We start from the raw sequence: 24,790 nt of genomic DNA on the forward strand, positions 1-24,790 counted from the left end.
AAAAGGGGAAATTGAAGATGTCTGTATCCACCAAAGAGAGTCATAGCTCAGTATTAGCTCAGATTGCTGCCCTGCATGGCGAAGTTGATAAACACAACCCTTCATCAGCAGAGAAATTATTAGAAATCATTGCGAAATTAAAAAACGAGGAAGTGATGATCGGATTTGCCGGTCATTTTTCTGCGGGTAAATCGACGATGATCAATCGTCTCTCCGAATTTGAAATTTTACCCTCAAGTCCTATACCTACTAGTGCAAATATAGTGAAGCTATTCTCAGGCGACCCTTCTACGACGGTCCATTATACTAAAGCGAATCCTGAGAAGTTCATCGGGGATATCGGGCTTGAGACCATCAAAAAACTTTGTAAAGACGGAGAAGCGATTGAGGCGATTGAAATAAGTCGTCCCCTGCCAGGCATCCCCTCCCACGTTAAACTGCTGGACACCCCGGGGGTGGATTCGACGAATGATGCCGATCGTCTGATTACGGAATCTTCTCTGCACCTCATGGATTTTATGTATTACGTCATGGACTATAACCATGTGCAGTCTGAGGTGAATTTGAGCTTCCTATTAGAAATGCAGAAAAGACAAACGCCATTTTCAATCATTATTAACCAAGTCGACAAACATAATGAAGATGAACTTACCTTTGACGAATTCAAGCAAAGCGTTCAGGAATCTTTGTCTTTATGGGGTATAGAGCCAGAGTCCATTTATTATACCTCTTTAAAAGATACAGAGCACCAATATAGTAATCTAGACATATTAAAAGAAGACTTTCAGCATAAGTTCTCCAAACAACCCATTAAAGAACAAGCACTTTTACATGCCGAAGCGATTATTCATGAAAGCCAGCAATATATCGTCGATCGATATTCAACCGATCTGGAGGATTTAGAAAACAGGCTGGAGGAAGTCAACCTGACGATACAGAAAGAAGAAGAAAGACTGCAAGGATCAGACTACACAGTCGTGACCGAAGAAGATCGAGTTTCTGCAGCTGAGAAGCAATTTCAGAATCGAATTAAAAAATTCATCACGAATGCATACCTTATGCCAAGTAGTTTGAGAGAAAGTGCACGGACATACTTAGAGTCTCAGCAATCAGGCTTCAAAGCAGGCCTATTGTTTGCGAAGAAAAAAACAGAGGAAGAAAAAAAGATTCGTCATGATAAATTTATAGAAGAACTTCAAGAAACCATTGAAAAGAACATGCTTTGGCCTTTAAGAGAGCGTTTAACTTCTTTTTTAGATACGCAAGAGATTACTGATTCTTCCTTGTTAAATGAGGCACAAAAACTTAATATCCACTATCCGGCTGCACGTGTGGAGGAGCTGATTGAGCCGGGAGCTGAAGTCACTGGAGAGTATGTACTTCGGTATACGGACCAGCTTTCAAAAGACATCCAAAAGTATTTCAATGCGGAAATGAACGAGTGGTGGAAAGAGATCGAGGGTGAGTTGAAGAATCTCGCTTATGAGGAATACAACGTCCACCGCACATTGTTTGAATCGAAAGAAGAAAAACAGGAAATTTTAGAAAAAGCAGAAAAAATCGAGGCAATAACTGACCAATTCAAAGAAATGTTAAACGAGGCGCTTTACCAGTCCCAACCTTCCAAAAAAGAAGTTGACAATCTGCTGGATACGATAGAAAAAAAGAACGAAAAGATTGCAGAGAAACAACCGGCCGAATTAAAGCTGGCTGAAGTAAATTCAACAGCGATAACAAAGGAGGAAGAGGGTTCCCCTTCCATACAAGCAGCAAGTTCACCAAAAGAGGAAATTTCTCCATCAATAGACCGAGCTGTTGAAACGATACAGGATGTTCCTGGTTTAGAAGGTTTACGAGCACAACTGCTTGATAAAAAGGAAAGGTTGCTGCACAGAGAATACACAATTGCTCTTTTCGGCGCGTTCAGTGCTGGGAAATCTTCCTTTGCAAATGCTGTACTGGGAGACCGCGTGCTGCCCGTTTCTCCTAATCCGACGACGGCTGCTATCAATAAAATTGTCCCCCCTACTGAAAAGCATCCTCACCGAACAGTGGTCGTAAAGGTGAAGTCTGAAAAAGAACTGCTGGAAGATGTGACGCACGCCTCAGAACAGAACTTGCCTTCAAGTCTCGATGACGCGTATGAACGTGTTGCAGCTTTTGATGAGAAATTCTTGAATCAGTTAGATCATAAAAAAAGAGCTTTTCTACAAGCTTTTATCGCCGGTTATGGTCGAATGAAAGGCTACGCGGGGGAACGTATGACAATTGCATGGGAGGACTTATCCTCTTACGTCTCAGAGGAGAAAATTTCCTGCTTCATCGAGTGGGCAGAAATCTACTATGATTGTGAGTGGACGAGAAAAGGAATACGCCTTGTAGATACGCCAGGAGCGGATTCAGTTAATGCAAGACATACGAATGTTTCATTTGAATATATAAAAAATGCAGATGCCATTCTTTTTGTCACTTATTATAACCATCCCTTTTCTAAAGCGGATCAATCTTTCTTAACTCAGCTTGGGAGGGTTAAGGATGCATTCTCGATGGATAAAATGTTCTTCATAATCAATGCGGCCGACTTAGCAGATTCCGAAGAAGAAAAGCTGCTCGTTGAAGAATACCTTCAAGATCAACTACAGCAATTCAAAATCCGTAACCCGAGGATATTTTCTTTGTCTAGTCTCCAAGGACTGAAAGAAAAGCAAAAGGAAGTAAACCCAGTCCATTCCGGTTTAGAACATTTTGAAACCAGGTTTGATCGTTTCTTAGAAGAAGAACTCTCAGAAATGCTCTACCATTCGATTCATCACGATATCGAAGAAGCAGAAAAAACTCTTGAATCATTTATACGAAATGCTTCCTTGGACGAACAGCAGAAAAATGATCAGTTGAATCAATTGAAAGAAGAAAAGCAAAGGTCTATAAATGTTTTACCGCGGCACTTGACGGAGAGAGAGCATGAAGCCCTTCAACAAAAGATGGATAAGCAGCTTCATTATGTCCATGAAAGATTGATGCTTAATTTTAACGATTATTTCAAAAATCATATCAACCCTGCTGTTGTAAAAGGGGATAAAGCTGAAGCGAGAGAGCGGCTATGGTTCGCTTCTAAAGAATTGCTCGCTGAGGTAGAGTATGAAATGAATCAGGAGATTAGAGCCGTAGCCATCAGAATGGAAGCTTTCGTTAAAGAAAGAATAGATCAAATGAAAAAGGAATTGACGTCGCAACTCAAACTCATCAAACCTTCGATAGAGCTGCAGCCTTTTGAATTTGGCCGGACAGAAGCGATCACGATAAACCAAACGATTTCAATTTCCTATGAGCAATTTGTAAAACCAGTTAAACTGTTCAAGGGTACACAGTCCTTTTTTGAAAATAATGAAAAAGAAAAGATGAAGGATCAAATGGCTGACCTCATCTCTCAACCATTACAAAAAGCTATTAATGATAAGAATCACCTTTTAGTGAATCATTTCACAGAGCTTATGAACATAAAGGCGCAGGAAGCATTTGACCAATGGTACAACGAAATTGAAGCCGCTTTTGACAGGCAAATGTACAGCCTGGAGAACAAAGTGGACATTACTGATTTGAAACGTCGTCATGAAACCATTAAAAGTCTGGTATAAATTGAACTGACAGTAGAAAGGTAGAAGACACCTAAAAATAGTAGGTGAGCTTCTACCTTTTTTGATGTTGTAAGTTTTAAAAAGAACTGAGAAACATAACGGGAATTTATAAGGTGGCTGCATCGTCAAGTGGATTTTAAGTATTAACTGCGACTACACGACGAACAGTGCGGAATTTTGAATTGATTGATCAATTATGTCGAAAAAAATTTAGTAAGGGTGGTGTTTAGTTAGTAAAGACACAGATGAAAGGAGATTAATAAATTGATTACTTGTCAAAGATGTAAGAATGGTCTTGCTCTTAAAGCCGCACTGAGTTTAACAACTCCATTTTTTATTGAAAAAACATCTGATTTTCATAGTTTCTGAGTTTACCGTGAAAAAGTAACGGATGTACTATATGAGAAATTGTTAGCTCTATAAAAATCAGATGTTGATGAAGCTGACGTTATTAGTACACGTATGACCTGTTAATAAAAATAAAAAGTTTGAAAAGTGTAATGAAAAAAACCTTCCTCATTGAGGAAGGTTTTTTTCATGAATATAAATCTAAATGATTATAAGCACATTTCCAATGATCAACTTATGATTAGATAAGCACTTCCACATCAGCCTCTTCACGCAGTTCATCAATTAACTTAGTAATTTGTTCATTTTCTTTCGAAGTAATAAGCTGCTGCTCGATTTGATCTCTAGATTCGTCAAGACTGGGAGCATTTTCACCTTGCTCTTCGCTGATCACTTCGTACTGTTCTTCGATTTCTTCGTCAGTCACTTCAACTTCTTCTGTATTTTCTTCGACATATTTATTAATCACTAAGCTGCGCTCGAGTTCTTCTCTTACTGTTTCTTCATCGAGGTCGTTCGCTTCGTAAGCTTCTTGCTTAGCTTCTTCACTTTCGAATTGTGATGAGAATTCTTCGTAGCGTTCGTCTACCTCGTCTGGTGAAACCTCGTGTCCTTCAGCTTCAGCTTCTTGTGATAATAATTCGAGACCGATCATTTCTTCAATTACGCTTTGCTCAATTTGTTCCTGCTGGCCTTCTACATCCATACCCATTTGCTCATATTGTTGTTTGGCACCATTGTATTGGGTATTAAAATCTTCTCTTGAAAGTTCTTCTCCATTTACAGTTGCTACTGGCCCGCTATCGTCACCCTCTTCAGACGAGGACTGTTCAGTTTGAGGATCAGCTTCGTTATTTTCACCTTCACTGCTATCATCTTCACTGGAACAAGCAGCAAGTATCATCAGAGCTAGGATGGAAATCCATATTGCTATCCATTTATCTTTCATAAGATCTCTCCTTTTCCTGTTCAATCAATATTCGGAGTGTAGCACACCCCTTTACCTCAAGTAAAACTGAATGGTTATATTTCCACATATTTCACATAAAATGAAGGTACAGGGAGGGGGATGAAGATGGATCCAGTCTTGTACTATCCTAGAAATATGTATGGTCAGTCGGCGACGGTAGAGTTCCATGCCAGTCCGTTAGCTCCGAAACTTAAAGGAATGATGAATTTTGTTCAGCAGCCATACGGTGTAGAGGTGATTGTCCAAGTAGAAGGCCTTCCTTCTTTTGAAAAAAAGAACGGCACACAAATAGGTCCTCACGGATTTCATATACATGAGAAGGGAGTTTGTGAAGTAGGAAATGGCGAAATGCCCTTTGAATCAGCCGGCGGGCATTGGAACCCCGATGACCAGCCACACGGAAATCATGCCGGGGATTTCCCCGTATTATTTTCTAACAGCGGCAGGGCGAGAATGCTCTTTTTTACTGATAGATTTACAGTTGATGAGATCATTGGCAAATCTGTCATCATCCATCAAGGTCCTGATGACTACCAAACACAGCCTACAGGTAATTCAGGACTTAGAATAGCTTGCGGTATAATAGAACAGAATTAATGGAATACGCTAAGGACTCTTAGCGTATGAAGGCGGGGTATTTCTTACAACTCTTGACACATGTAGTGAAATCGTGTATATTTATATATGTATATGAAAGGCACCAACCCATGCATAACTCCTAAATCACTTATTATAAAGGGTTATCAATTCTGTTTGGTACTTTTTGTAATATGTGATTTTTTTCATGATGCATGGAACACATATTAATTTTTAGAAATATTGGAGGACCCATTTTTATGAAAACTGGTACAGTAAAATGGTTTAACGCAGAAAAAGGATTTGGATTTATTGAAGTTGAAGGTGGAGACGATGTATTCGTACACTTCAGCGCTATTCAAGAAGAAGGATTCAAATCACTTGAAGAAGGTCAAAGTGTAGAATTTGAAATTACAGAAGGCGATCGCGGACCACAGGCTGCTAATGTAACTAAATTATAAGAAATATAAAAGAGACTGACTCCATGTAAGTCAGTCTCTTTTACATAAACTGGACATGTCCAAAGGAGGTTTCAATACGATGGCATTTGGTAAAAAGAACCAGGCTGAAATAGTTGAAGAAGAAACAAAAATTTGGGTGTGTAAATCTGAAGATTGCAACTGTTGGATGCGGGATAATTTCCGCACAGAGGAAGAAGCTATTTGTCCTATTTGCGGCAGTGAAATGGAAACTGAAAGCAAAGTGATGCAAGTAGTAGATAACAACAGTTTATACTATAAACAGAAATAAAAGAGCCCTTTACGGGTTCTTTTTTTAGGTGCCGGTTTCTCGGGGAATATAGGGCAGAAGATGAATATAGGGTTAATCATTACCGACTTCTTCCCATAAGAAGTCTTTTTTTATTCTTCAGGCTGTTTATAATACAAAAGCCTATTCTAGTAACGTAATGAATGATATAATTTGAATGCTAAACACTTATGTACGGGAGGATTTCAAATGTTAAACGTAACGGACGTCAGTCTTCGCTTCGGAGATCAGAAGCTATTTGAAGACGTCAATATAAAATTCACGCCAGGGAATTGCTACGGACTTATCGGGGCAAACGGTGCTGGTAAGTCTACTTTTCTTAAAGTATTAAGCGGGGAAATTGAACCGCAGACAGGGGACGTTTCACTTAAGAACGATCAAAGACTTGCCGTACTGAAACAGAACCAATTCGAGTACGATGAGTATCAAGTTCTTGAGACGGTCATTATGGGTCACACCAGATTATATGAAGTCATGCAGGAAAAAGACGCTATCTATATGAAAGGTGATTTCACAGAAGAAGATGGTATGAGAGCTGCTGAACTAGAAGGTGAATTCGCCGAAATGAACGGCTGGGAAGCTGAATCAGAAGCTGCCAGACTTTTAACTGGGCTGGGCGTTAGCGACGATCTTCATGATAAGAAAATGACTGAAATAGCCGGATCCGATAAAGTAAAAGTTTTGCTTGCTCAAGCTCTCTTTGGTAGTCCTGATGTGTTATTACTAGATGAGCCGACCAACCACCTGGATATTAAAGCAATACAGTGGCTTGAAGATTTCCTGATTGATTTCGAAAACACGGTTATTGTTGTTTCGCACGACCGACATTTTTTGAATAATGTTTGTACTCACATTGCCGACCTGGACTTCGGTAAAATTCAGATTTACGTGGGTAACTACGATTTCTGGTATGAATCCAGTCAGTTAGCTCAACGATTGGCTAGTGAGCAAAATAAGAAAAAAGAAGAAAAAATTAAAGATTTAAAAGAATTCGTTGCTCGGTTCAGTGCCAATGCTTCTAAATCCAAACAAGCGACCTCCAGAAAGAAACTATTGGATAAAATAACGTTAGACGATATTCAGCCGTCTTCGAGGAAATATCCTTATATTGCGTTTAAAGCAGACCGTGAAATAGGAAATGATTTGCTGACAGTTAAAAACTTATCAAAAACGATTGACGGAGTTAAAGTACTCAACAATGTCAGCTTTACAATGAATAAAGATGACAAAATTGCACTTGTAGGTAGCCATGAAGTTGCGAAGACTACACTTTTTCAAATTCTTATGGGCGAAATAGAACCAGATGAAGGAACGTTTAAGTGGGGCGTAACTACTTCACAAAGTTACTTCCCGAAAGATAACTCGAAATTCTTCAATCGCTCTGACATCAATCTGGTGGAATGGCTGCGCCAATATTCACCGGAGGATCAGACAGAAACGTTCCTAAGAAGTTTCTTAGGAAGAATGTTGTTCTCTGGCGAAGAAGCTCTGAAAAGACCTGATGTACTATCAGGGGGGGAAAAAGTACGTGGTATGCTGTCTAAGATGATGCTCTCAGGCGCTAACGTACTCTTACTGGATGAACCGACGAACCACTTGGACTTAGAATCAATCACATCATTAAATAAAGGGTTGATTAATTTTAAAGGTTCTATCATTTTCGCTTCCCATGACCACGAATTCATCCAGACTATTGCTAACCGTATCATCGAATTCACACCAAACGGCATAGTAGATAAAGAAATGTCTTATGATGAATACTTGAATGATCCAGAAGTTCAAAAGCAGGTTTCCATTTAAACTAAAACTGTAATGCTGATTTTAATTGCTTAACAAAATAAGTATGTTAAGTAATATGGAGAAACCATATAACTACAAGAGATCGAGTATGAAACCGTTAAGGTTTCATACTCGATCTTTTTATTGCTGGGATAGGAACTCTTCTATTGTCTAAAGAAATCGGTGAAACAGCGGGGTAGGTAGGCTGCCTGGCGAACCTTCGTAAAATTACAGAAAACAAGTCATTATACCGAACTCTAAATTTCTACATAACAACGAAATGAAGCTTTCAATAAAAAACCTCATAGCATACATAATGGATCGTATTATTTTGCTGTTTCTACTAAAATTGTTCTTTATTAGTTTTGCTGTTAAGATTTCTGAGCGATTTGTTAATAAATGGCCTCAATTAATAGATAAAAGTCTATAAAATTATTTTATTTTTACTATTGCATTCACTGAAAAATTACGCACAAAACGATTAATGCAAGGAAAAATATGCAAATATAGCATAAAAGTAGTCATATATACCCATTTTGTAAACTCTTTGCAATTTAAGCGTCATAGTTGCAAAGAAACTGTTAGCTGTTTGTTCTTAATTTTTATAGAGAATCTGTTAATCTTGTAATTGTGGTTAAAACAAAAGATTTTAATTAAATTAAATATTTGAAGAAATATATAGGAGGACTCTACAAATGAAAAAAACAGCTTTCTCATTAGTAGCAACAGCAGCATTAACAGGTGCATTCGCAACTGGCGTAAGTGCTGAAGAATATAAAGTAAACAAAGGTGATACACTTTGGAGCATTTCAGAAGAAAAAGGTGTATCTGTAGACAGCCTAAAAGAAAACAACAAACTTGATTCCAATGTAATTTACCCTGATCAAACTCTTTCTGTTTCTGGCGAGCAGAAATCAGAAGAAGTGAAATCTGAGAGCAGCTATACAGTGAAATCAGGCGACACTCTTTACGGGATTTCTAAAGAATATGGAGTAAGTGTTGATGACTTGAAAGGGTGGAACGATCTTTCAAACGACACGATTTATCCAGACGATAAGTTGACAGTGTCTGGTGATTCTGAGAAAGAAACTTCTGAACCTAAAGAAGAATCTTCTGAGCCTAAAGAAGAAAAAGAAGAACCAGCTGAAGAAGAAACTTCTGAACCAAAAGAAGAATCTGCCCCAGCTGAAGAATCCAGCAATGATTCAAGTGAGCAAGATAATAGTAACGATGTAGTTAAAGAAGTAGAAGCAGAAGCAACTGCTTATACTGCGAACTGCGAAGGTTGCACAGGTGTAACTGCAACAGGTATTGACTTGAATAACAATCCTGATCAAAAAGTGATCGCAGTAGACCCTGATGTTATCCCACTAGGATCTAAAGTATATGTTGAAGGATACGGAACTGCTATTGCTGGTGATACTGGCGGCGCTATCCAGGGTAACCGCATAGATCTTTATATGCAAGACCGTGGCGATGCATTAGACTTCGGTAGACAAAATGTTACTGTACAAGTTCTAGCTGAATAATTAATAGCTTATAATAAAAAGCCCACTATTGCCCCCACAATAGTGGGCTTTTTAGTGTCACAAAATAGTCTACAGCCATGGGATACAGCTTCATAAAATAGATAATTCTTTCGGAATTTGTTGAATACTGCTAAACTGTCATAGAAGCAACTAAGGTGGTAAAGGGGTCTTAAAATGAATAGAGTAGCCATTCTCGGTTCTGCGGGTTCTGGAAAATCAACATTGGCCAAACAATTAGGTGGTCGTCACCACATTGAAGTTGTACATATGGATCGTTTGTTTTGGAAGCCCGGTTGGATCATGTCCACCCAGGCAGAACTTGCTGCTAAACAAAAAGTACATTTAGGAAAACCTTCCTGGATTATTGAAGGGAATTACAGTGGAGTATGGGATGAGAGGCTTGCTCTAGCTGATACTGTGATCATGCTGGATTTGAACCGCTATTTATGCTTATTGAGGATTTTGAAACGCTGGCTTTTGAACAAAGGCAAATCAAGAGAAGATATGGCACCAGGCTGTTCAGAGAGAATGTCGTTAGAATTCATTAAATATGTTTGGAACTATCCCACCAAAAAAAGAAGCCATGTCATGTCGTCCGCTTTAGAACAAGCAAACCACGCTCAAATCGTCATCTTACCATCAAAAAAATCTGTCAAAAAATTCTTGTGTCAAAACATTTGCACTTGAAACTTAGTAGCAACTCCGAGAATTGTTTTAAAACCAATCATTAAAACCGAACAAATGTACTTATTATTAGACAAAACCACTCCCCTTTATTGTAAAATAAAAGAAAAGCAGGGGAGTGGATGATATGTCTCATAAAAATAATCCGAAACGATTTGCATTGAACATGAGTGCTGCTCAATTTACAAAATTTTATATTATGCATTTGCTTCAAGTAAGTGAACCTTTAATCAGTGAACATTTCAAAGCCGAGTTCCACAAGCTTACAAAAAATTGGATACCTGCACCTTCTACATTGCTTGATACCCTGCATGAGATGACTGAAGAAGGGTTACTCTATCGAAAAGAAGATTATAAATCACATGAAAAGAAACGTCAAAAAGTGTATTGGTACTACCTCACTGACCAGGGAAAAGAAGAATTTGACGTTCTTAAGAAGCGGTATAAGATTTTATTTGAAGAGCAGCTGAAGATACTCAACCAAATTATGAAAGATGTTTACAAATAGTTCGAAAAGGAAGGATCCTGTAATTATGATCTTAAGTGTATTAGATCAGAGCCCTATATCAAAAGGAGACTCTGCAGAGACCGCCCTTATGAATTCATTATCTTTAGCGAAATATACCGAAAAGCTAGGCTACTATAGATACTGGGTCGCAGAGCATCATAACACGAATGGACTGGCTGGCAGTTCTCCAGAAATCCTTGTGGGCAGAATTGCTTCTGTGACAACGTCCATACGAGTAGGCTCTGGAGGGGTATTGCTGCCACAATACAGCCCTTTAAAGGTTGCCGAGAACTTTAAAGTTCTGCAAGCACTGTTCCCTAATCGAATTGATCTAGGTGTAGGCAGGTCACCTGGCGGCGGCAAAAAGACGAGAGCCGCACTGACAGATGGGTATGAAAAGCCTTTAAGCTCTTTTTCGAGACAAGTCAAAGAAGTTCAGCAATTTTTGCTTGGTGATATTCCAAAAGACCACCCATACTACGGTGTAGCTGCTAAACCTAAAACGGAGTATAATCCAGAAATGTGGATTTTAGGGCTTACAGAACGGGGGGCGAAGCATGCTGCGGTTAACGGTACGGGGTTTACGTTCGGCCATTTCATTAATCCGGACAATGCTATAGAATCGATCACTACGTACAAAGATAAATTCAAACCGTCTATAAGCCTTGCTGCACCTAAGGTAAACGCATGTGTATTCGTCATATGCGCAAGCACGGATGAGGAAGCCGAAGAACTGGCGTTGAGCCAGGATAAGTGGCTTCTGCAAGTTGAAAAAGGATTGGATACTACAGTACCTTCAATAACAGAGGTCAAATCCTCTCCGTTTACAGAAAAAGAACGTGAAAAAATTAAAAACAATAGGAAGAGATGCATCATCGGCAGTCCGGAAAAGGTATATGCTCAGCTTGAAAAATTAAGCGAAGCTTACGGGACAGATGAATTTTTGCTGATCACTAATATTTTTGATTTTGAAGCAAAAAAAGAATCTTATCGGTTGATCGCCGAATATGCGAATAAAGTAAAATCAACAAAGAGAGCAGGGAATATATGATAAACTCAAGCAAGATTGGAACTATACAAACCTTACAAGTATCTAAAAAGACGGCAGATGGATTCATGTTAAGTGACGGGGAAACTGATTACCCTTTACCAGCTGATCAAATACATGAAGAAATCACCGAGATCGGCCAGACTGTATCAGCATTTATTTATAAGAACCGGGAAAAAGAAATCATCGCTACAACAGTTATTCCTGAAGTCACTCTTGACTCTTATGGCTGGGCAGAGGTGGAGGAGGTTGTACTTAACCTCGGTGTGTTCGTGAATATAGGAGTAGATAAAGCTTTCTTAGTGTCTAAAGACCATCTGCCTCTTGTAAAGGAAGTTTGGCCGGAAGAAGGAGATTGGCTGTTCGTCAGCCTTGAAAAAGATAAAAAAGACAGGGTTTTTGCGGAGCCTATTTCAGAAGGGGAAGTAATAGAAGATCTGGAACAAGCTCCTGCGTCACTTTTGCATGAGACAGTTATCGGAAGAGTTTATCGTTCGACGAAAGCGGGATCTTTTGTATTGACTGGAGAGGGCTATCGCGGATTCATTCACCCATTTGAAAGGAAAACAGAGCCGCGACTTGGAGAAACTATCGAAGGTCGCGTCATTGATGTAAAAGATGACGGAACGATTAATATCTCTCTTCGTCCTTTGAAGCAGGAAGTGATGGGAGATGACGCTGAGCAAGTCTATCAGTTCCTTAAAGACAATGATGGAGTAATGAATTTAACTGATAAGAGCAGCCCCGATGAAATTCGTGATACTTTTCACATAAGCAAAGCCGCGTTCAAACGAGCACTTGGGAAATTGTTGAAAGAAAGAAAAATTATTCAGCAAGACGGAAAAACGATAATCAATCACCAGGAAGAATAAGTATTCATCACCCGGCTCCTTAAAAACAGCCGGGATTTTTATTTGAAGCAACCCTGCATAATAATCAGCTCTTATTCGCACATTAAATTCAGATAGAAATTTGAATGAGGTGTAAAGAATGGCTGACGAGGAGAAAGAACAAAAAGTTAGCAGATGGTGTCTTGTAAGTATGGCATCCATCCCTCTAGTAATGACGTTAGGAAATTCGATGCTGATTCCCGTGCTTCCCATATTTGAAAAGAAAGTAGGGATCACTTCTTTTCAATCCAGTATGATTATAACCAGTTATTCTCTGGCTGCCATATTCCTAATCCCTGTCGCTGGCTATTTATCTGATCGGTTCGGAAGAAAAATCGTTATCCTTCCCAGCTTGATCTTAGCCTTAATTGGAGGAATTATAGCCGGGTTTGCCTCTTGGAAAATGAACGATCCCTTTACGTGGATTGTAATTGGACGTGTTCTACAAGGAGTCGGAGCTGCAGGTGCGACTCCGATCATCTTACCGTTAGTCGGAGATCTTTATAAAGACGACGATGAAAAAACGAGCAGCTGTTTAGGTATCATTGAAACCTCCAATACATTCGGCAAAGTTTTGAGTCCGATATTAGGCGCCGCATTTGCTGCTTTCTTGTGGTTTCTACCGTTCTTTTCGATATCTTTTTTCAGCTTGATTTCAATTGTACTCGTCATTTTATTTATTAAAGTACCTAAAAAGAAAGAAGATCCACCCAAGTTCAAACAATTCATCCATAAAACGAAGGATATTTTTAAAAAAGAAGGCAAGTGGCTTTACACGGTTTTTGTTATCGGTATATATTTAATGCTCATTTTATTTGGTGTATTGTTCTTCCTTTCAGACATATTTGAAAAAGTGCATGATCTATTTGGTGTGAAAAAGGGATTTGTATTAGCTATTCCATTGTTTGGCTTATGTGTCTCCTCATTCATTACAGGGAAAATGATCAAAGGCGACATCTCAACTATGAAGAAAGTTGTCATATTCAGCTTAATACTGGCTTCTTCTTCCGTTGTGTTTGTGGGATTCATTAGTGAGAAATTGTTATGGCTTCTTGTTGTCACTTCTCTTTTAGGTATTGCAATAGGAGCTATTCTACCTACTTTAGACGCGATGATTACGGAAGGTATAGAAAAAGAAGAGAGGGGTACGATCACCTCATTTTACAGTTCCTCAAGGTTTATAGGCGTAGCGCTCGGCCCTCCCGTTATGTCCATGGTTATGAAAAATTATTTGAATATCAGCTATATAGCTGCAGGTGGTGTAGGGATTATATTATTGCTGCTGGCTATGCGTTTAATTAAAACAGATAAATCTAATAAAACGGAAGAAGTACCGGTATAAGAAAAAGGATCCACTTATTCACAAAGTGGATCCTTTTTCTTGCATGATTCTCTTATCTTTTAACAGGGAGGGGTGGATCGCTTTCGCCTGGCCTTTAAGGTTGCTCAAATTCACTCCAGCACCATGGTAGTAAGCTTGCCAGACCATCTTAGTACAGTATTGTTCCTCATATATGTCATTAAGAGGAGTTAAAACCCGATAAGACGCTTCAGGATACTTAGTAAACAAAAGCTCAAGATGATGAGCGGCTTTCACACCAAGAGAGGGATTGTTAGGGCCATACACCCGTATCCCACGAAATTTACTGTAATATTCCACGACTGGATCTTGCACAAGGCCTGCAGGTACAGAATGTACGACTTGAAGGTTATTGTTAACCATCCCTACGTGTCCAACATATTTTGATTCGCTTTTTCCGATCGGCGAAAACAGTAAATCTCCAGGTTCTATTTTGACAGTGGTACCCGGATAACATTCTTCATCACTCTGTATCACTGGAGCGATAACTTTTTTGGGGCGAAGGAAGAAAACGAACACCCCTGTAAGTAAACCGAGGATAATAGACTTATTTTTCATCATGTACTACACCCTTACTGGTAAATTGACGTTACTCTCCTATCGTAGAAGATTATATTAAGAAATACAATGATATAGGCTGGTGAGTTCATTTGTTAAATTGGGGATAATTAGTATTATTAATGATTTTCACTAGAACAGATGGCTGATTGATTAAGCATACTTTCTTGCTTGAAACAGGAGGTTTTACAGACTTTAAAAGTATTTTGCTGTGAAGAACTACAGGAGAGCCAGCGATTTGAGCTACCGATGTACAATTGATTTATAAATTAATGACATCAAACTAGGCTTTTTTCATACAATATTTTTGGGGTGAAAATATGCCGAGAGTAAAATATACAGATTCAGATGTCGCCTTAATGGCCAGAATGATGAGAGCGGAAGCCGAAGGTGAAGGAAAACAAGGCATGTTATACGTCGGGAACGTAATTGTAAACCGCGCTAAAGCAGATTGTTTAGATTTCAGAGATGTGAGGACAATTCGGCAAGTCATTTTTCAAGTGCAAGGAGGCAATTATTCTTTTGAAGCTGTACAAAAGGGTAATCTTTTTTATAACAGAGCGAGATCTGTAGAGAAAAGATTAGCAAGACAGAATTTAGAATTTTGGAGAGAACATCCAGCCAAATACTCTCTCTGGTATTTCAATCCATATGCTGATTGTCCTCCTACATGGTACGGTCAACCTTTTTCCGGTCAATTTAAGAATCATTGTTATTATGAACCAGCCGCAGACACATGTGCCAGCGTATATACTGGAGGGTAAGCCTGCTAGCAGCACTAAATTTATTTAGTAATATCTGTTATCACAAGCTTAAGAAGATGACTTCTGCATAGTCATCTTCTTAGTTTTGGTTTTAAAAGCTCAATATGGCTTTAATGCAACTTTAAACCATGTTAATTACACATATTACCATGAATATGGAGTCTGCTGATAAACGTAATAATTGAGCCAGTTAGAAAACATAAGATAGGCATGCGAGCGCCACCTATTCGCTGGTTTTTGTTCTGGATCGTCAGCTGGAAAATAATCAGTAGGAATATTCGGATCAAGTCCTTTTTCCATGTCCCTGTGATACTCGAGGCCCAGAGTAGCTGCATCATATTCCAAGTGTCCTGTAATCATCACATGCTTTCGGTCTTTTGAAACGATCGTAAATGGGCCGGCATGCTCTGAACTTGATACGAGTATCAAATCCTCATGATCTTGTATTTCTTTCTCTGAGACACTCGTATAACGAGAATGGGGGGCTAAAAATTCATCATCACATCCTCTGACCAGTTCTACTTCAGCATGAACCAAATGGTGGTTGAACACCCCTGTGCTTTTTTGAGGCAGATGATACTTGTCGATACCATAATGGTAATAAAGAGCCGCCTGAGCTCCCCAGCAAATATGCATCACCGAAGTTACGTTGGTTTTTGACCATTCCATAATCTCTGTAAGCTCATTCCAGTAAGCAACATGCTCATATTGAAGCTGTTCTACAGGTGCCCCAGTAATAATCATCCCGTCGTATCGAAGATCTTTGATTTGTTGAAAACTTTTATAAAATTGATCCAGGTGAGATTTGCTTACATTTTTAGATGCATAACTTGCTGTATGAAGAAATTCCACATTCACCTGCAGCGGTGAATTACTCAAAAGTCTTAACAGCTGCGTTTCTGTACGTTGTTTTTCAGGCATTAGATTTAACACTAATATTTTTAAAGGACGAATATCCTGGGTGACAGCCTGCTGTTCGTCCATAATGAAAATTTTTTCGTTAGCTAAAATGTCTCCGGCTGGCAGATTTTTAGGAATCTTAATAGGCAAATCACTATTCCTCCTTAGAAAATGTTACTAGTTCCATTATAGAGAGGTAAATTTAACGGTGCAACGGGATAAAGGATATTGGGTTTCATTTATCATCAGTCCGTTGATTCTATGGAGATTTTCAGTCTAAATTTAATGAGGCTGAAGAGAAAAATTCTCGCTATTCTGTTACGACTACATATGGTTAAGACATCTGATTAAGTAAACCACTTTTAAACTCTTCAAGACTTCAATATTTAGTTTCAGCTGCTCGCTTCATGACAAAAAAACCAACAGAGATCACTTAAAGTCTTCAAGAACCGTCTCTTTAAACCACGTTCATGAAACTTTACCAAGACGAAAACGTTGTATCAGTAAGAAAGTGGTCAATCGGCGTACTAAAAGGACAGATTGATGGGTATGTACAGTTCAAATCGAAGAGACTTTATTAATAAATAGGGGAGAGTTGCTGATATGAAAGAAAAAATGCCATATATCATCTATTGGCTTATTTTTATAGTTGGACTGCATTCCTACGTTTATTTGACTATGAATTATGGTATTATCTATACCATTATTTTAACGTTTGTTTGTGGGTTTTTTTCGGGTTTGCTGGCGCTTGTTATGAGTAATCGAACATTCATTCTGTTGAGTACCTTACTTTTCATTAGCCCCTATATAATTTTATTTATCATTAACCTCGTTTAAAATTTTGTAAGGAAACTGCAGTGGATATATAGAGACAGAAGAATACGTGTGTCATCATGACGTCACTATAGAGGCTTATCAACTTCTTAAGTTTATCCAGAGAGGATTATTAAATATAACAGCAGCCTATCTCTAAATTTAAGGAGCTGGCTGCTGTTATTCAGATGGAGTATGGTTGTCGTCTTGCGCAGGAGTGTCTCTTTCACAGGCAACAGTTACTATTATTCTAAGTTTAACCTTCCCATTTACGGTGCTGCCTAAAGGATCAGTCGCATGTATACAACCATCGGTTTATCACCTCGAAACGAACTTATTTCCTGTTACCCAGAAGCGCCACGGATAAGTTCTGGCTTCTCCAGAGTTACCGATTCCTATCCTTTCACCTTGAGAAATCTTATCAGGTTGATAGCCACTCGTAATATACAATGGAGGGGCATCCAGAGGACGTCCGTAATCGTCTTTCATTATGCCCAGGGCCTTTGTCAGCTTTCCGGGTCCATTCGTGAGGTCTTTTTCTTTTTTATCACCTCTACGCTTATACATCAAATCAATCCCTGTTACAGGCTCGACAGCCCGAATCAACACCGCTTCCGGATCACCTGTATACCCACTCACTACATTTACTAGACAGTGGGTATGCATAACGTATGTGTAGACATATCCTGCTGGTCCGAACATGACTTCTGTCCGCTTCGTTCTGAGATTATTGAAACTGTGAGCAGCTCGATCCATGGGTCCCATATAAGCTTCTGTTTCAACTATATATCCTGAAGCAGTGCCTTCATCTGTATCTTTAACTAATTGACACCCTAATAGAGAGCGAGCCAAGTCTAACGTAGGCTGAGTGTAGAAATCTTTATGTAGTATGTTCATTTTAGTCAACACCTTTCTAGTGGCGAATATTCCTGCTGTAAAGCTTTTTAAAACTATGTTGATTTATTTTATAGAGCATTTCTACAATCTAACAGAGAAATTCCATGAAACGAAATACGTGAATGCTGCGTATGACTAGAGAGGTTCAATTTATGGAGGTGCATCTATGATAGCTGAAATGTATAAACGCAGGGAAAAGCTCGCTTATATTTATTTAACGATTCTCTTACTCGTATTCGGAGGATACATAACTTGGAATATACCCGCTGACCGAAGTGAATGGCTGGAAACATTATTTTTCCTTGGGCCAGTATTATTGATCATATTTATAGCAGTTTCTAGTCGAAACCATTATAACAAGGTAAAAGACTTATCTATACCCCATTCGAAAAAACCCATAATAGATCTTGACCATATTGTACTTAAACAAGATTCTTCTGCCATTACCCGTTTACTTGCATTTGAAAACAGCGGCGAATTCATTGGCAAATACCAACCGGTTCAACTTCCGAAATGGCTTTACCCAGTAGCGGTTTTTAAACCATCCTTATTAACCTTGTTCCCTTTCAAGACATCCTTCGTTTCAAGTGACGGGAATACGTTATTTATGTTTGAACGAAAAGGCTTTAAAAAAAGTTTGATAACCGTGTATGACCAAAAAGGTGAAGTTCTTGGAGTTTATCAACAAGAAGAATTTAAAGGCTTGTTTCACATCAAAGGGGAACTCAAAGATGAAAACGACCAACCTATACTTCCTGTTAAAGTTTCAGGTACTTCTGGGGATTTTACATTAAAAGACCATGCAAACCGACGCTGGGCTTATTTCTACAATGGCAGGTTCCCTCATGAATATACAAAAATATTTCGTGATACAGATAACGCGATTGTGGAAATTTCCAATGCAATTACTTTAAAAGAGAAGAAACTGTTACTGGCTTTGATCGGTTATTTATTTCTTGAAAGAAGCAATCGAAAATAAAAAGGGAAGTTAACTGCAAAGTTCGTATTATTAAAAATGGGTTTTGCCAACCATCCTTTGGGAATGCCTTCAACGATCAAAAAGTGTTGTAAAAACTTTTCTGAGACTCCGAAATAAATTACTAACTATACCAATTAGCAGGTGGTCAGAATATGAAACAAATATTTGCATTCGAAAATAAAAAAGACTATGAGAAGAATCAAGCTACCGTAGAGAATTTTTATGAAAAATTAAAGAATTACCAAATATTTCTGGAAGTGAAATATGCTTTGAAAAATAAACCTAAAGCTATAGTTTGGACTTCGCAGGAACTAGCTACGACTGTTTTTTCTCAAATCCCTATCCCCGCTTTTACGAATAAGAATTTAATCTACTTTTCTCCTGAGTTAACACAGTGGAGAAAGTTATTTCTACAGCAATTAGAAGGTCACCTTCACACTAAAATAGAAAGTTTTTATGAGAATTTGTCGGAAAATCATATATTGAGCATACTTGGCCACGAATTAACTCATCACTCAGATTTATTTGTAGATGAATTCGATGAGGAAAGAGTAGATAGTATTTGGTTTGAAGAAGGAATGTGTGATTATATTTCAAGAAAAAATATATTAGATGAAAAGGAATATAGCGAAATCACAAACGTAGAGACAGAATTAGTAGAAATATTTAAACATAAATATGGCGCTCATTCATTGGATGAATTCGGACAGGAATCCTATCAGAGTAATCTAACAAGTATTATGTTTGATTACTGGCGCAGCTTTCTCGCGGTGAAGCATTTAGTAGAGGTACGTGCAAATAATGACATTATGGAAATATTTAATCAATATCATCAATGGCATAGAGAAGGCAGGAAAGTACCATTAATGGACCATTTTAAAATGACAAATTTCTTTACCTGATTTTTACCCAGAGAAGATTAAAATGGAGTAACAAAGTGATGTTCAGTTTAAAACGTACAAAAGATTGAATAATAGTCAATAAATTTTCTGAAATGAATGGGAGAGCTGCGAAAGTATGAGCTTCTTACCCTGTATCGTCCGCTTAAATAGTTGAGTTCAGTAAATGGATTTGAAATAATTACAATAAGATAAACTGAAAGAATAATCATACGTTTTGTTGTAAATACAAAAGAGTAGAAGGACAAAACGATTAAAGGAGATATTATGATACAGAGTAAAACGATAGGTTGGAATTTTGACAACAGTTATGCCCGTTTGCCCGACATCTTTTTCAAGAAGACTGAACCCACCCCTGTAGCTTCTCCGGAGTTGGTCGTATTTAATTCTTCTTTGGCTGAGTCCTTAGGTCTTGACGCAGATAAACTGAAATGGGGAGAAGAGGCAGGCGTTCTTTCTGGCAACGTGATTCCAGATGGGGCTCTTCCTATATCTCAGGCATACGCAGGCCATCAGTTTGGCCAGTTCACTATGTTAGGAGATGGCCGGGCGGTGCTGATCGGTGAACAGACGACGCCTTCAGGGAAGCGTTATGACATACAGCTTAAAGGAGCGGGAAGAACACCTTTTTCACGTCGAGGGGACGGGCGGGCGAGTCTAGGTCCGATGCTTAGAGAATATATCATGAGTGAAGCTATGCATGGGCTTCATATTCCTACAAACCGAAGCCTTTCTGTTATGAGAAGCGGGCAGTCTGTCCTGCGTGAAACTGAACTTCCAGGGGCGATCCTAACCCGTGTAGCTTCCAGTCATTTACGGATAGGAACGTTTGAATATGCTGCGCAGTGGGGCAGTGAAGAAGACCTTGTTACGCTGGCTGATTATGCTATAAATCGTCATTACCCAGAATTGAAGGCTAGCGACAACAAATACCTCGAACTATTTGATAAGGTGATGGAACGCCAGGCCTTACTGATTGCCAATTGGCAGCTCGTCGGCTTCATTCACGGAGTAATGAACACGGATAATATGACAATCAGCGGGGAGACAATCGATTATGGACCTTGCGCGTTTATAGACGAATACAACCCGAAAACGGTGTTCAGTTCCATTGATGTGCAGGGAAGATATGCTTATCAGAATCAGCCGCCGATTGCCCAGTGGAACCTCGCTCGTTTTGCTGAATCGCTTCTGCCGTTATTTCATGAAGATCAAGATCGTGCTGTTGAAATAGCCCAGCAAGCACTCGCTAAATTTGAAAAATTATTCTACTCCCATTGGCTGACTGGGATGAGACAGAAACTTGGTATGCATAATGCTGAAGAGCAGGATAAGCCTTTGATTGAAGACTTTCTAAGCATATTAGAAAAGCATGAGGCTGACTTTACTAACTCTTTCCGTGCTTTAACGCTTGAGAAGCCAGAGGAGACACCTATGTATGGTGCGACAGAATTTACTCATTGGTATGAGCAATGGCAGGCCAGACTTGAGAGGCAGGAAGAATCAAAAGATTCCTCTCTTTTATTAATGAAGAAATCTAATCCGTCCGTTATTCCTCGCAATCACAGAGTTGAAGAGGCACTTGAAGCTGCGGTTGAAAAAGAAGATTATCAAGTCATGAACTCCCTGCTCCAAGTCCTATCTAACCCTTACGCTTATTCCCCTGAGCAGGAAGAATATGCTGTAATGCCTGAAGAATCATGCGGAACTTATAGAACTTATTGTGGAACGTAATGCCACCTGGAAAATGGTATGTCTAACACGAAAAAAGCGCCGAATTTAATTTCGGTGCTTTTTTCATGGGAAGCACAAAGATATTTCTGTCGTCAGCTAGTTTTTAATAACTTCCCAAAAACAGAATTCTTTTCATTTATTTCGGATTCTGAAATAATACAATTTGTGATATCGATAAAGGAGGAAGTATATTGACACAAACTAATATTTCTACTGAACCAATATTTAAATCTTTTAATAGTGAGAAATTAAGCTTATCCAACCGTACAGTTATGGCACCTATGACACGCGGGTTTTCACCTGGAGGGGTGCCTGGTGAAGACGTAGCCGCCTATTACCGTCGTCGAGCTGAAAATGAAGTTGGTTTGATTGTTACTGAAGGAACTGGAATTAACCATCCGAGTTCGGTATCAGGTGACAGTATTCCATTATTCCATGGAGAAGAATCCCTGAAAGGATGGGAAGAGGTCGTAAAACAAGTACATCAGGCTGGCGGAAAAATTGTCCCTCAGCTATGGCACGTTGGAATGACTCGCAGCGAGGGCGATCTGCCAAATGAAGAAGCTTCGCCGGTTGGCCCGTCGGGATTGACGCTAGATGGTGAAAAAGTAACAGAACCTTTGCCCGAAGAAGAAGTGGTGGCTTTGGTAGACGCTTACGCACAAGCCGCTGCAGATGCTAAACTTTTAGGTTTTGACGGAATAGAGATTCACGGTGCCCACGGTTATTTGATTGATCAATTCCTATGGGAAAACACGAACCATAGAACAGATCGTTATGGCGGTGACCTTGCAGGAAGAACACAATTTGCTGTTGAAATTGTTGAAGCTTGCAGGCGGGAAGTAGGACCGGACTTTCCAATCATCTTCCGTTTCTCCCAGTGGAAAATGAATGATTTCCAAGCCAAACTTGCTCATAATCCGGATGAATTAAATCTTATGCTGCAGCCGCTTGTTAAAGCAGGTGTTGATATTTTTCACTGCTCTACACGCCGATTCTGGGAACCGGAGTTTGAAGGCTCAGACCTGAATTTAGCCGGATGGACAAAGAAGCTGACGGGAAAACCTGTTATTTCCGTAGGCTCAGTTGGACTCGACGGCGAATTCACAAGCTTTTCTGGCGCCAATACGACTAGCCTGGATGGATTGATTAAGAAACTGGATAATGGAGAATTCGACCTGGTCGCTATCGGACGTTCACTGTTGATGGACCCTGAATGGGTTAAGAAAGTCCATGGCGGAAGAGCGGATGACTTACTCCCTTTTAATAAAGAAGCTCTTCAAAAATTATATTAAAACCCGGAAGCTTTCTCTAAAGACGGCAGGGAAGAATACGCAGAATGGCGTTTATCTTTTAAAAGATAAACGCTATTCTTAATTTATTGGCTATGTTAAAGGTGATTGTTGATATTTATAAGTGAGTTATTCAACAATATGGAAGGATTGTGGAAGACTCGAATTCGAGATAGTCTAAGTCCGTTGCCTTATTGAGAGTCAGGGGTGGTTGGAATGAACGAACCCTCTGGCACTGGAAAAGACTTCTGACCTCTCATCAAAGCTGCGTGTAAGCTCCAGCGATTAGCGACTAACGATTTTGGAAGTCAAGATCGAATCACTATGGTCTTCTTGTTTCCTTTATCTCTGGCAGCTCATTCCAGTTCATACTCCGCTAAGCGAAGCGCTTTCGCATTTAAAAAGGAGCATCGCAGTTCCCATTCCTCCATGCGAAGTAAGCGATAAAAAACGCTTTTACTCAGAAGAAGTGTTTTTCATTCCTCTGTTCTTTCGGATTATAGAAATTTATAGCAAGGTTTTGCAGCCTGAGACACTTGGATCGAGAAACTGCGTACTAACAGAAATGTTTGCTTTTGTTGAAGCGGTTTCGAGAAACTTAAATGGCAGAGGGGCGGAGGGAAACGGTGAGACTCCTGGGGGAGGAGCGGGACAGGTGAGACCCCGGAGAGCGAAGCTCGAGGAGGCTCAGCGCCCGCCCCCCGGAAAGCGATCCGTTTCCCGGAGCCCCTGGAGTCTCATTATGTCTCGAAACTGAGTCTTCCACTATAGGAAGCTTATATGAATATCAACACGGAACTTTAACAAAGTCAATTTATTATAAAATTAGCGACTGTTCGTCTAAAGAATCTCTTCATATTTGAATACCTTAGTAAGTTCCTGCTCAATCAATAACCAGGCTTGTTCTGCTTTATGCTCAGGCCCCAAATGAGTGAAGGCATGATAACATCCATCAAACTGTTCGTATATAACCTCGACTCCTGATTCTATTAATTTTTGAGCGTACTCCTTCGCCTCGGGGTTAAAGGCGTCGTGTTCCGCTACAATGAACAACGCATTGGCTATTCCGTTCGTGTTTTCTGCTAGTACGGGTGATGCGAGAGGGTCTGTCGCTTGATCTTGTTGTGGAACATAGCACTTGTTAAGAAAATTAGCAGCCTGAGGGAACTTTGCACGTCTAGGATCAGGCTCAGGTTTGTCGGCGTGAGGCGTGACAAAATCCAGCATCGGGCAGGATAGTACCTGAAGCAAAGGCTGAGGTTCACGACGTTCCTTAAGTAATAGGCAGAGGGCCGCAGCTATATTAGCACCGGAACTTTGTCCTCCGAGTGCTATCTGTTCTGCTTGAACGTTCAAAAAATCAGCGTTTTCTTTAATCCATTGCAAGATTTCATAACTCTGCTCAACGGCATTGGGAAAAGGATATTCAGGCGCTTTCGCATAATCAATATTAATAACTGCACACCCTGCTTGATTAGCGATATGGCGGCAATAGGGATCATCCATTTCTTTAGAATTCATGATAAATGCGCCCCCATGTAAGTTGATGTATACCGGGAGTTTTCTGCGCCCTGCTGTTTTCGGATAATAAATAGTGACAAGCGTAGGCTTCACTGTTGTTTCTATTAATACTTCTTTTATTTCTTTTACTGACTGTGTAGTAACCATTGATGATTTTTTTTCCTCGTTGGGTAACGTTCGTAGTAATTTTGCACCAATATGAGTAAACATGGACGGCCACCTTTTTTTACCTGTGTGTACCCGATTGATCCGTAAATTAATCGGCTTGCATAAACATGGGTCTATAATATCCTGACTAATAAAATATTAAAAAGGGTACATGAAAAATACCATTCCGA

General features: G+C 39.4%; 21 protein-coding genes. 16 read left to right on the forward strand and 5 right to left on the reverse strand.

The window, feature by feature from the left end; translation table 11 throughout:
* Positions 1–17: 17 nt before the first annotated feature.
* Positions 18–3,635 (forward strand): dynamin family protein, encoded by a 3,618-nt coding sequence (locus LF817_RS05390; RefSeq protein ID WP_253934751.1) that lies wholly within the window; start codon positions 18–20, stop codon positions 3,633–3,635.
* A gap of 589 nt (positions 3,636–4,224) precedes the next feature.
* On the opposite strand, the gene LF817_RS05395 is transcribed toward LF817_RS05390, so the two are convergent.
* Positions 4,225–4,932, reverse strand: coding sequence for a SurA N-terminal domain-containing protein (locus tag LF817_RS05395; RefSeq protein ID WP_253934752.1), 708 nt, complete (start codon positions 4,930–4,932; stop codon positions 4,225–4,227).
* A gap of 126 nt (positions 4,933–5,058) precedes the next feature.
* Here LF817_RS05395 and LF817_RS05400 point away from each other — a divergent pair, with 126 nt between their 5' ends.
* From LF817_RS05400 to LF817_RS05445, 10 genes are all read left to right on the forward strand, one after another.
* Entirely contained in the window at positions 5,059–5,550 is a 492-nt protein-coding gene (locus LF817_RS05400; protein WP_371924999.1) for a superoxide dismutase family protein, read from the forward strand.
* A 239-nt stretch (positions 5,551–5,789) separates the two neighbouring features.
* Positions 5,790–5,990: a cold-shock protein gene (locus LF817_RS05405; RefSeq protein WP_188375937.1), complete on the forward strand. Its 201-nt coding sequence runs from the start codon at positions 5,790–5,792 to the stop codon at positions 5,988–5,990.
* A 79-nt stretch (positions 5,991–6,069) separates the two neighbouring features.
* Entirely contained in the window at positions 6,070–6,279 is a 210-nt protein-coding gene (locus tag LF817_RS05410) for a cold-shock protein (RefSeq protein WP_253934753.1), read from the forward strand.
* A gap of 207 nt (positions 6,280–6,486) precedes the next feature.
* Positions 6,487–8,097 carry an ABC-F family ATP-binding cassette domain-containing protein gene (locus LF817_RS05415; protein ID WP_253934754.1) on the forward strand — a complete coding sequence of 537 codons (1,611 nt, stop codon included), beginning with the start codon at positions 6,487–6,489 and terminating at the stop codon, positions 8,095–8,097.
* Positions 8,098–8,771: 674 nt separating this feature from the next.
* Entirely contained in the window at positions 8,772–9,605 is an 834-nt protein-coding gene (locus LF817_RS05420; RefSeq protein ID WP_253934755.1) for a 3D domain-containing protein, read from the forward strand.
* A 174-nt stretch (positions 9,606–9,779) separates the two neighbouring features.
* Entirely contained in the window at positions 9,780–10,292 is a 513-nt protein-coding gene (locus LF817_RS05425; RefSeq protein WP_253934756.1) for a P-loop NTPase family protein, read from the forward strand.
* Positions 10,293–10,416: 124 nt separating this feature from the next.
* Complete coding sequence (locus LF817_RS05430) at positions 10,417–10,797, forward strand: helix-turn-helix domain-containing protein (protein ID WP_253934757.1); 381 nt, start codon at positions 10,417–10,419, stop codon at positions 10,795–10,797.
* A gap of 25 nt (positions 10,798–10,822) precedes the next feature.
* Positions 10,823–11,848, forward strand: coding sequence for an LLM class flavin-dependent oxidoreductase (locus LF817_RS05435; RefSeq protein WP_253934758.1), 1,026 nt, complete (start codon positions 10,823–10,825; stop codon positions 11,846–11,848).
* Entirely contained in the window at positions 11,845–12,717 is an 873-nt protein-coding gene (locus LF817_RS05440; protein WP_253934759.1) for a CvfB family protein, read from the forward strand. The genes LF817_RS05435 and LF817_RS05440 overlap by 4 nt, the downstream gene beginning before the upstream one ends.
* 118 nt (positions 12,718–12,835) lie before the next feature.
* The gene (locus LF817_RS05445) at positions 12,836–14,077 is read left to right on the forward strand and encodes an MFS transporter (protein ID WP_253934760.1); all 1,242 of its coding nucleotides are present in this window, start codon (positions 12,836–12,838) and stop codon (positions 14,075–14,077) included.
* Between the two features lie 18 nt (positions 14,078–14,095).
* On the opposite strand, the gene LF817_RS05450 is transcribed toward LF817_RS05445, so the two are convergent.
* Entirely contained in the window at positions 14,096–14,656 is a 561-nt protein-coding gene (locus LF817_RS05450; RefSeq protein ID WP_253934761.1) for a C40 family peptidase, read from the reverse strand.
* Between the two features lie 317 nt (positions 14,657–14,973).
* On the opposite strand from LF817_RS05450, the gene LF817_RS05455 reads away from it, so the two are divergent.
* Positions 14,974–15,417 carry a cell wall hydrolase gene (locus tag LF817_RS05455; protein ID WP_253934762.1) on the forward strand — a complete coding sequence of 148 codons (444 nt, stop codon included), beginning with the start codon at positions 14,974–14,976 and terminating at the stop codon, positions 15,415–15,417.
* Between the two features lie 144 nt (positions 15,418–15,561).
* Here LF817_RS05455 and metA read toward each other — a convergent pair whose 3' ends face one another.
* Together metA and LF817_RS05465 are read right to left on the reverse strand one after the other, a co-directional pair.
* Positions 15,562–16,467: a homoserine O-acetyltransferase MetA gene (gene metA, locus LF817_RS05460; protein WP_253934763.1), complete on the reverse strand. Its 906-nt coding sequence runs from the start codon at positions 16,465–16,467 to the stop codon at positions 15,562–15,564.
* Between the two features lie 981 nt (positions 16,468–17,448).
* Entirely contained in the window at positions 17,449–18,027 is a 579-nt protein-coding gene (locus tag LF817_RS05465; RefSeq protein ID WP_253934764.1) for a DNA-3-methyladenine glycosylase, read from the reverse strand.
* Between the two features lie 166 nt (positions 18,028–18,193).
* On the opposite strand from LF817_RS05465, the gene LF817_RS05470 reads away from it, so the two are divergent.
* The 4 genes from LF817_RS05470 to LF817_RS05485 all read left to right on the forward strand — a co-directional run bounded on the left by LF817_RS05470 (position 18,194) and on the right by LF817_RS05485 (position 22,934).
* Positions 18,194–19,006 (forward strand): hypothetical protein, encoded by an 813-nt coding sequence (locus LF817_RS05470; RefSeq protein ID WP_253934765.1) that lies wholly within the window; start codon positions 18,194–18,196, stop codon positions 19,004–19,006.
* A gap of 152 nt (positions 19,007–19,158) precedes the next feature.
* Entirely contained in the window at positions 19,159–19,908 is a 750-nt protein-coding gene (locus tag LF817_RS05475; protein ID WP_253934766.1) for a hypothetical protein, read from the forward strand.
* 264 nt (positions 19,909–20,172) lie between these two features.
* Positions 20,173–21,639 (forward strand): protein adenylyltransferase SelO, encoded by a 1,467-nt coding sequence (locus LF817_RS05480; protein ID WP_253934767.1) that lies wholly within the window; start codon positions 20,173–20,175, stop codon positions 21,637–21,639.
* A gap of 191 nt (positions 21,640–21,830) precedes the next feature.
* On the forward strand, positions 21,831–22,934 hold the full coding sequence (locus LF817_RS05485) for an NADH:flavin oxidoreductase (RefSeq protein ID WP_253934768.1): 1,104 nt from the start codon (positions 21,831–21,833) through the stop codon (positions 22,932–22,934).
* 837 nt (positions 22,935–23,771) lie between these two features.
* Here the strand turns inward: LF817_RS05485 and LF817_RS05490 are convergent.
* On the reverse strand, positions 23,772–24,662 hold the full coding sequence (locus LF817_RS05490; protein WP_253934769.1) for an alpha/beta hydrolase: 891 nt from the start codon (positions 24,660–24,662) through the stop codon (positions 23,772–23,774).
* Positions 24,663–24,790: the final 128 nt, after the last annotated feature.

Source organism: Halobacillus sp. A1, assembly GCF_024189295.1.
Classification (GTDB): Bacteria; Bacillota; Bacilli; order Bacillales; family Halobacillaceae; genus Halobacillus_A.

Excerpts from the sequence above, each read along its gene's own strand:
- LF817_RS05455 (WP_253934762.1), top strand. The coding sequence starts at position 14,974 with ATGCCGAGAGTAAAATATACAGATTCAGATGTCGCCTTAATGGCCAGA.
- LF817_RS05480 (WP_253934767.1), top strand. The coding sequence starts at position 20,173 with ATGATACAGAGTAAAACGATAGGTTGGAATTTTGACAACAGTTATGCC.
- LF817_RS05445 (WP_253934760.1), top strand. The coding sequence starts at position 12,836 with ATGGCTGACGAGGAGAAAGAACAAAAAGTTAGCAGATGGTGTCTTGTA.
- LF817_RS05425 (WP_253934756.1), top strand. The coding sequence starts at position 9,780 with ATGAATAGAGTAGCCATTCTCGGTTCTGCGGGTTCTGGAAAATCAACA.
- LF817_RS05470 (WP_253934765.1), top strand. The coding sequence starts at position 18,194 with ATGATAGCTGAAATGTATAAACGCAGGGAAAAGCTCGCTTATATTTAT.
- LF817_RS05475 (WP_253934766.1), top strand. The coding sequence starts at position 19,159 with ATGAAACAAATATTTGCATTCGAAAATAAAAAAGACTATGAGAAGAAT.
- LF817_RS05435 (WP_253934758.1), top strand. The coding sequence starts at position 10,823 with ATGATCTTAAGTGTATTAGATCAGAGCCCTATATCAAAAGGAGACTCT.
- LF817_RS05450 (WP_253934761.1), bottom strand. The coding sequence starts at position 14,656 with ATGATGAAAAATAAGTCTATTATCCTCGGTTTACTTACAGGGGTGTTC.
- LF817_RS05400 (WP_371924999.1), top strand. The coding sequence starts at position 5,059 with ATGGATCCAGTCTTGTACTATCCTAGAAATATGTATGGTCAGTCGGCG.
- LF817_RS05430 (WP_253934757.1), top strand. The coding sequence starts at position 10,417 with ATGTCTCATAAAAATAATCCGAAACGATTTGCATTGAACATGAGTGCT.
- LF817_RS05420 (WP_253934755.1), top strand. The coding sequence starts at position 8,772 with ATGAAAAAAACAGCTTTCTCATTAGTAGCAACAGCAGCATTAACAGGT.
- LF817_RS05390 (WP_253934751.1), top strand. The coding sequence starts at position 18 with ATGTCTGTATCCACCAAAGAGAGTCATAGCTCAGTATTAGCTCAGATT.
- LF817_RS05440 (WP_253934759.1), top strand. The coding sequence starts at position 11,845 with ATGATAAACTCAAGCAAGATTGGAACTATACAAACCTTACAAGTATCT.
- LF817_RS05490 (WP_253934769.1), bottom strand. The coding sequence starts at position 24,662 with ATGTTTACTCATATTGGTGCAAAATTACTACGAACGTTACCCAACGAG.
- LF817_RS05465 (WP_253934764.1), bottom strand. The coding sequence starts at position 18,027 with ATGAACATACTACATAAAGATTTCTACACTCAGCCTACGTTAGACTTG.
- LF817_RS05395 (WP_253934752.1), bottom strand. The coding sequence starts at position 4,932 with ATGAAAGATAAATGGATAGCAATATGGATTTCCATCCTAGCTCTGATG.
- LF817_RS05410 (WP_253934753.1), top strand. The coding sequence starts at position 6,070 with ATGGCATTTGGTAAAAAGAACCAGGCTGAAATAGTTGAAGAAGAAACA.
- LF817_RS05405 (WP_188375937.1), top strand. The coding sequence starts at position 5,790 with ATGAAAACTGGTACAGTAAAATGGTTTAACGCAGAAAAAGGATTTGGA.
- LF817_RS05415 (WP_253934754.1), top strand. The coding sequence starts at position 6,487 with ATGTTAAACGTAACGGACGTCAGTCTTCGCTTCGGAGATCAGAAGCTA.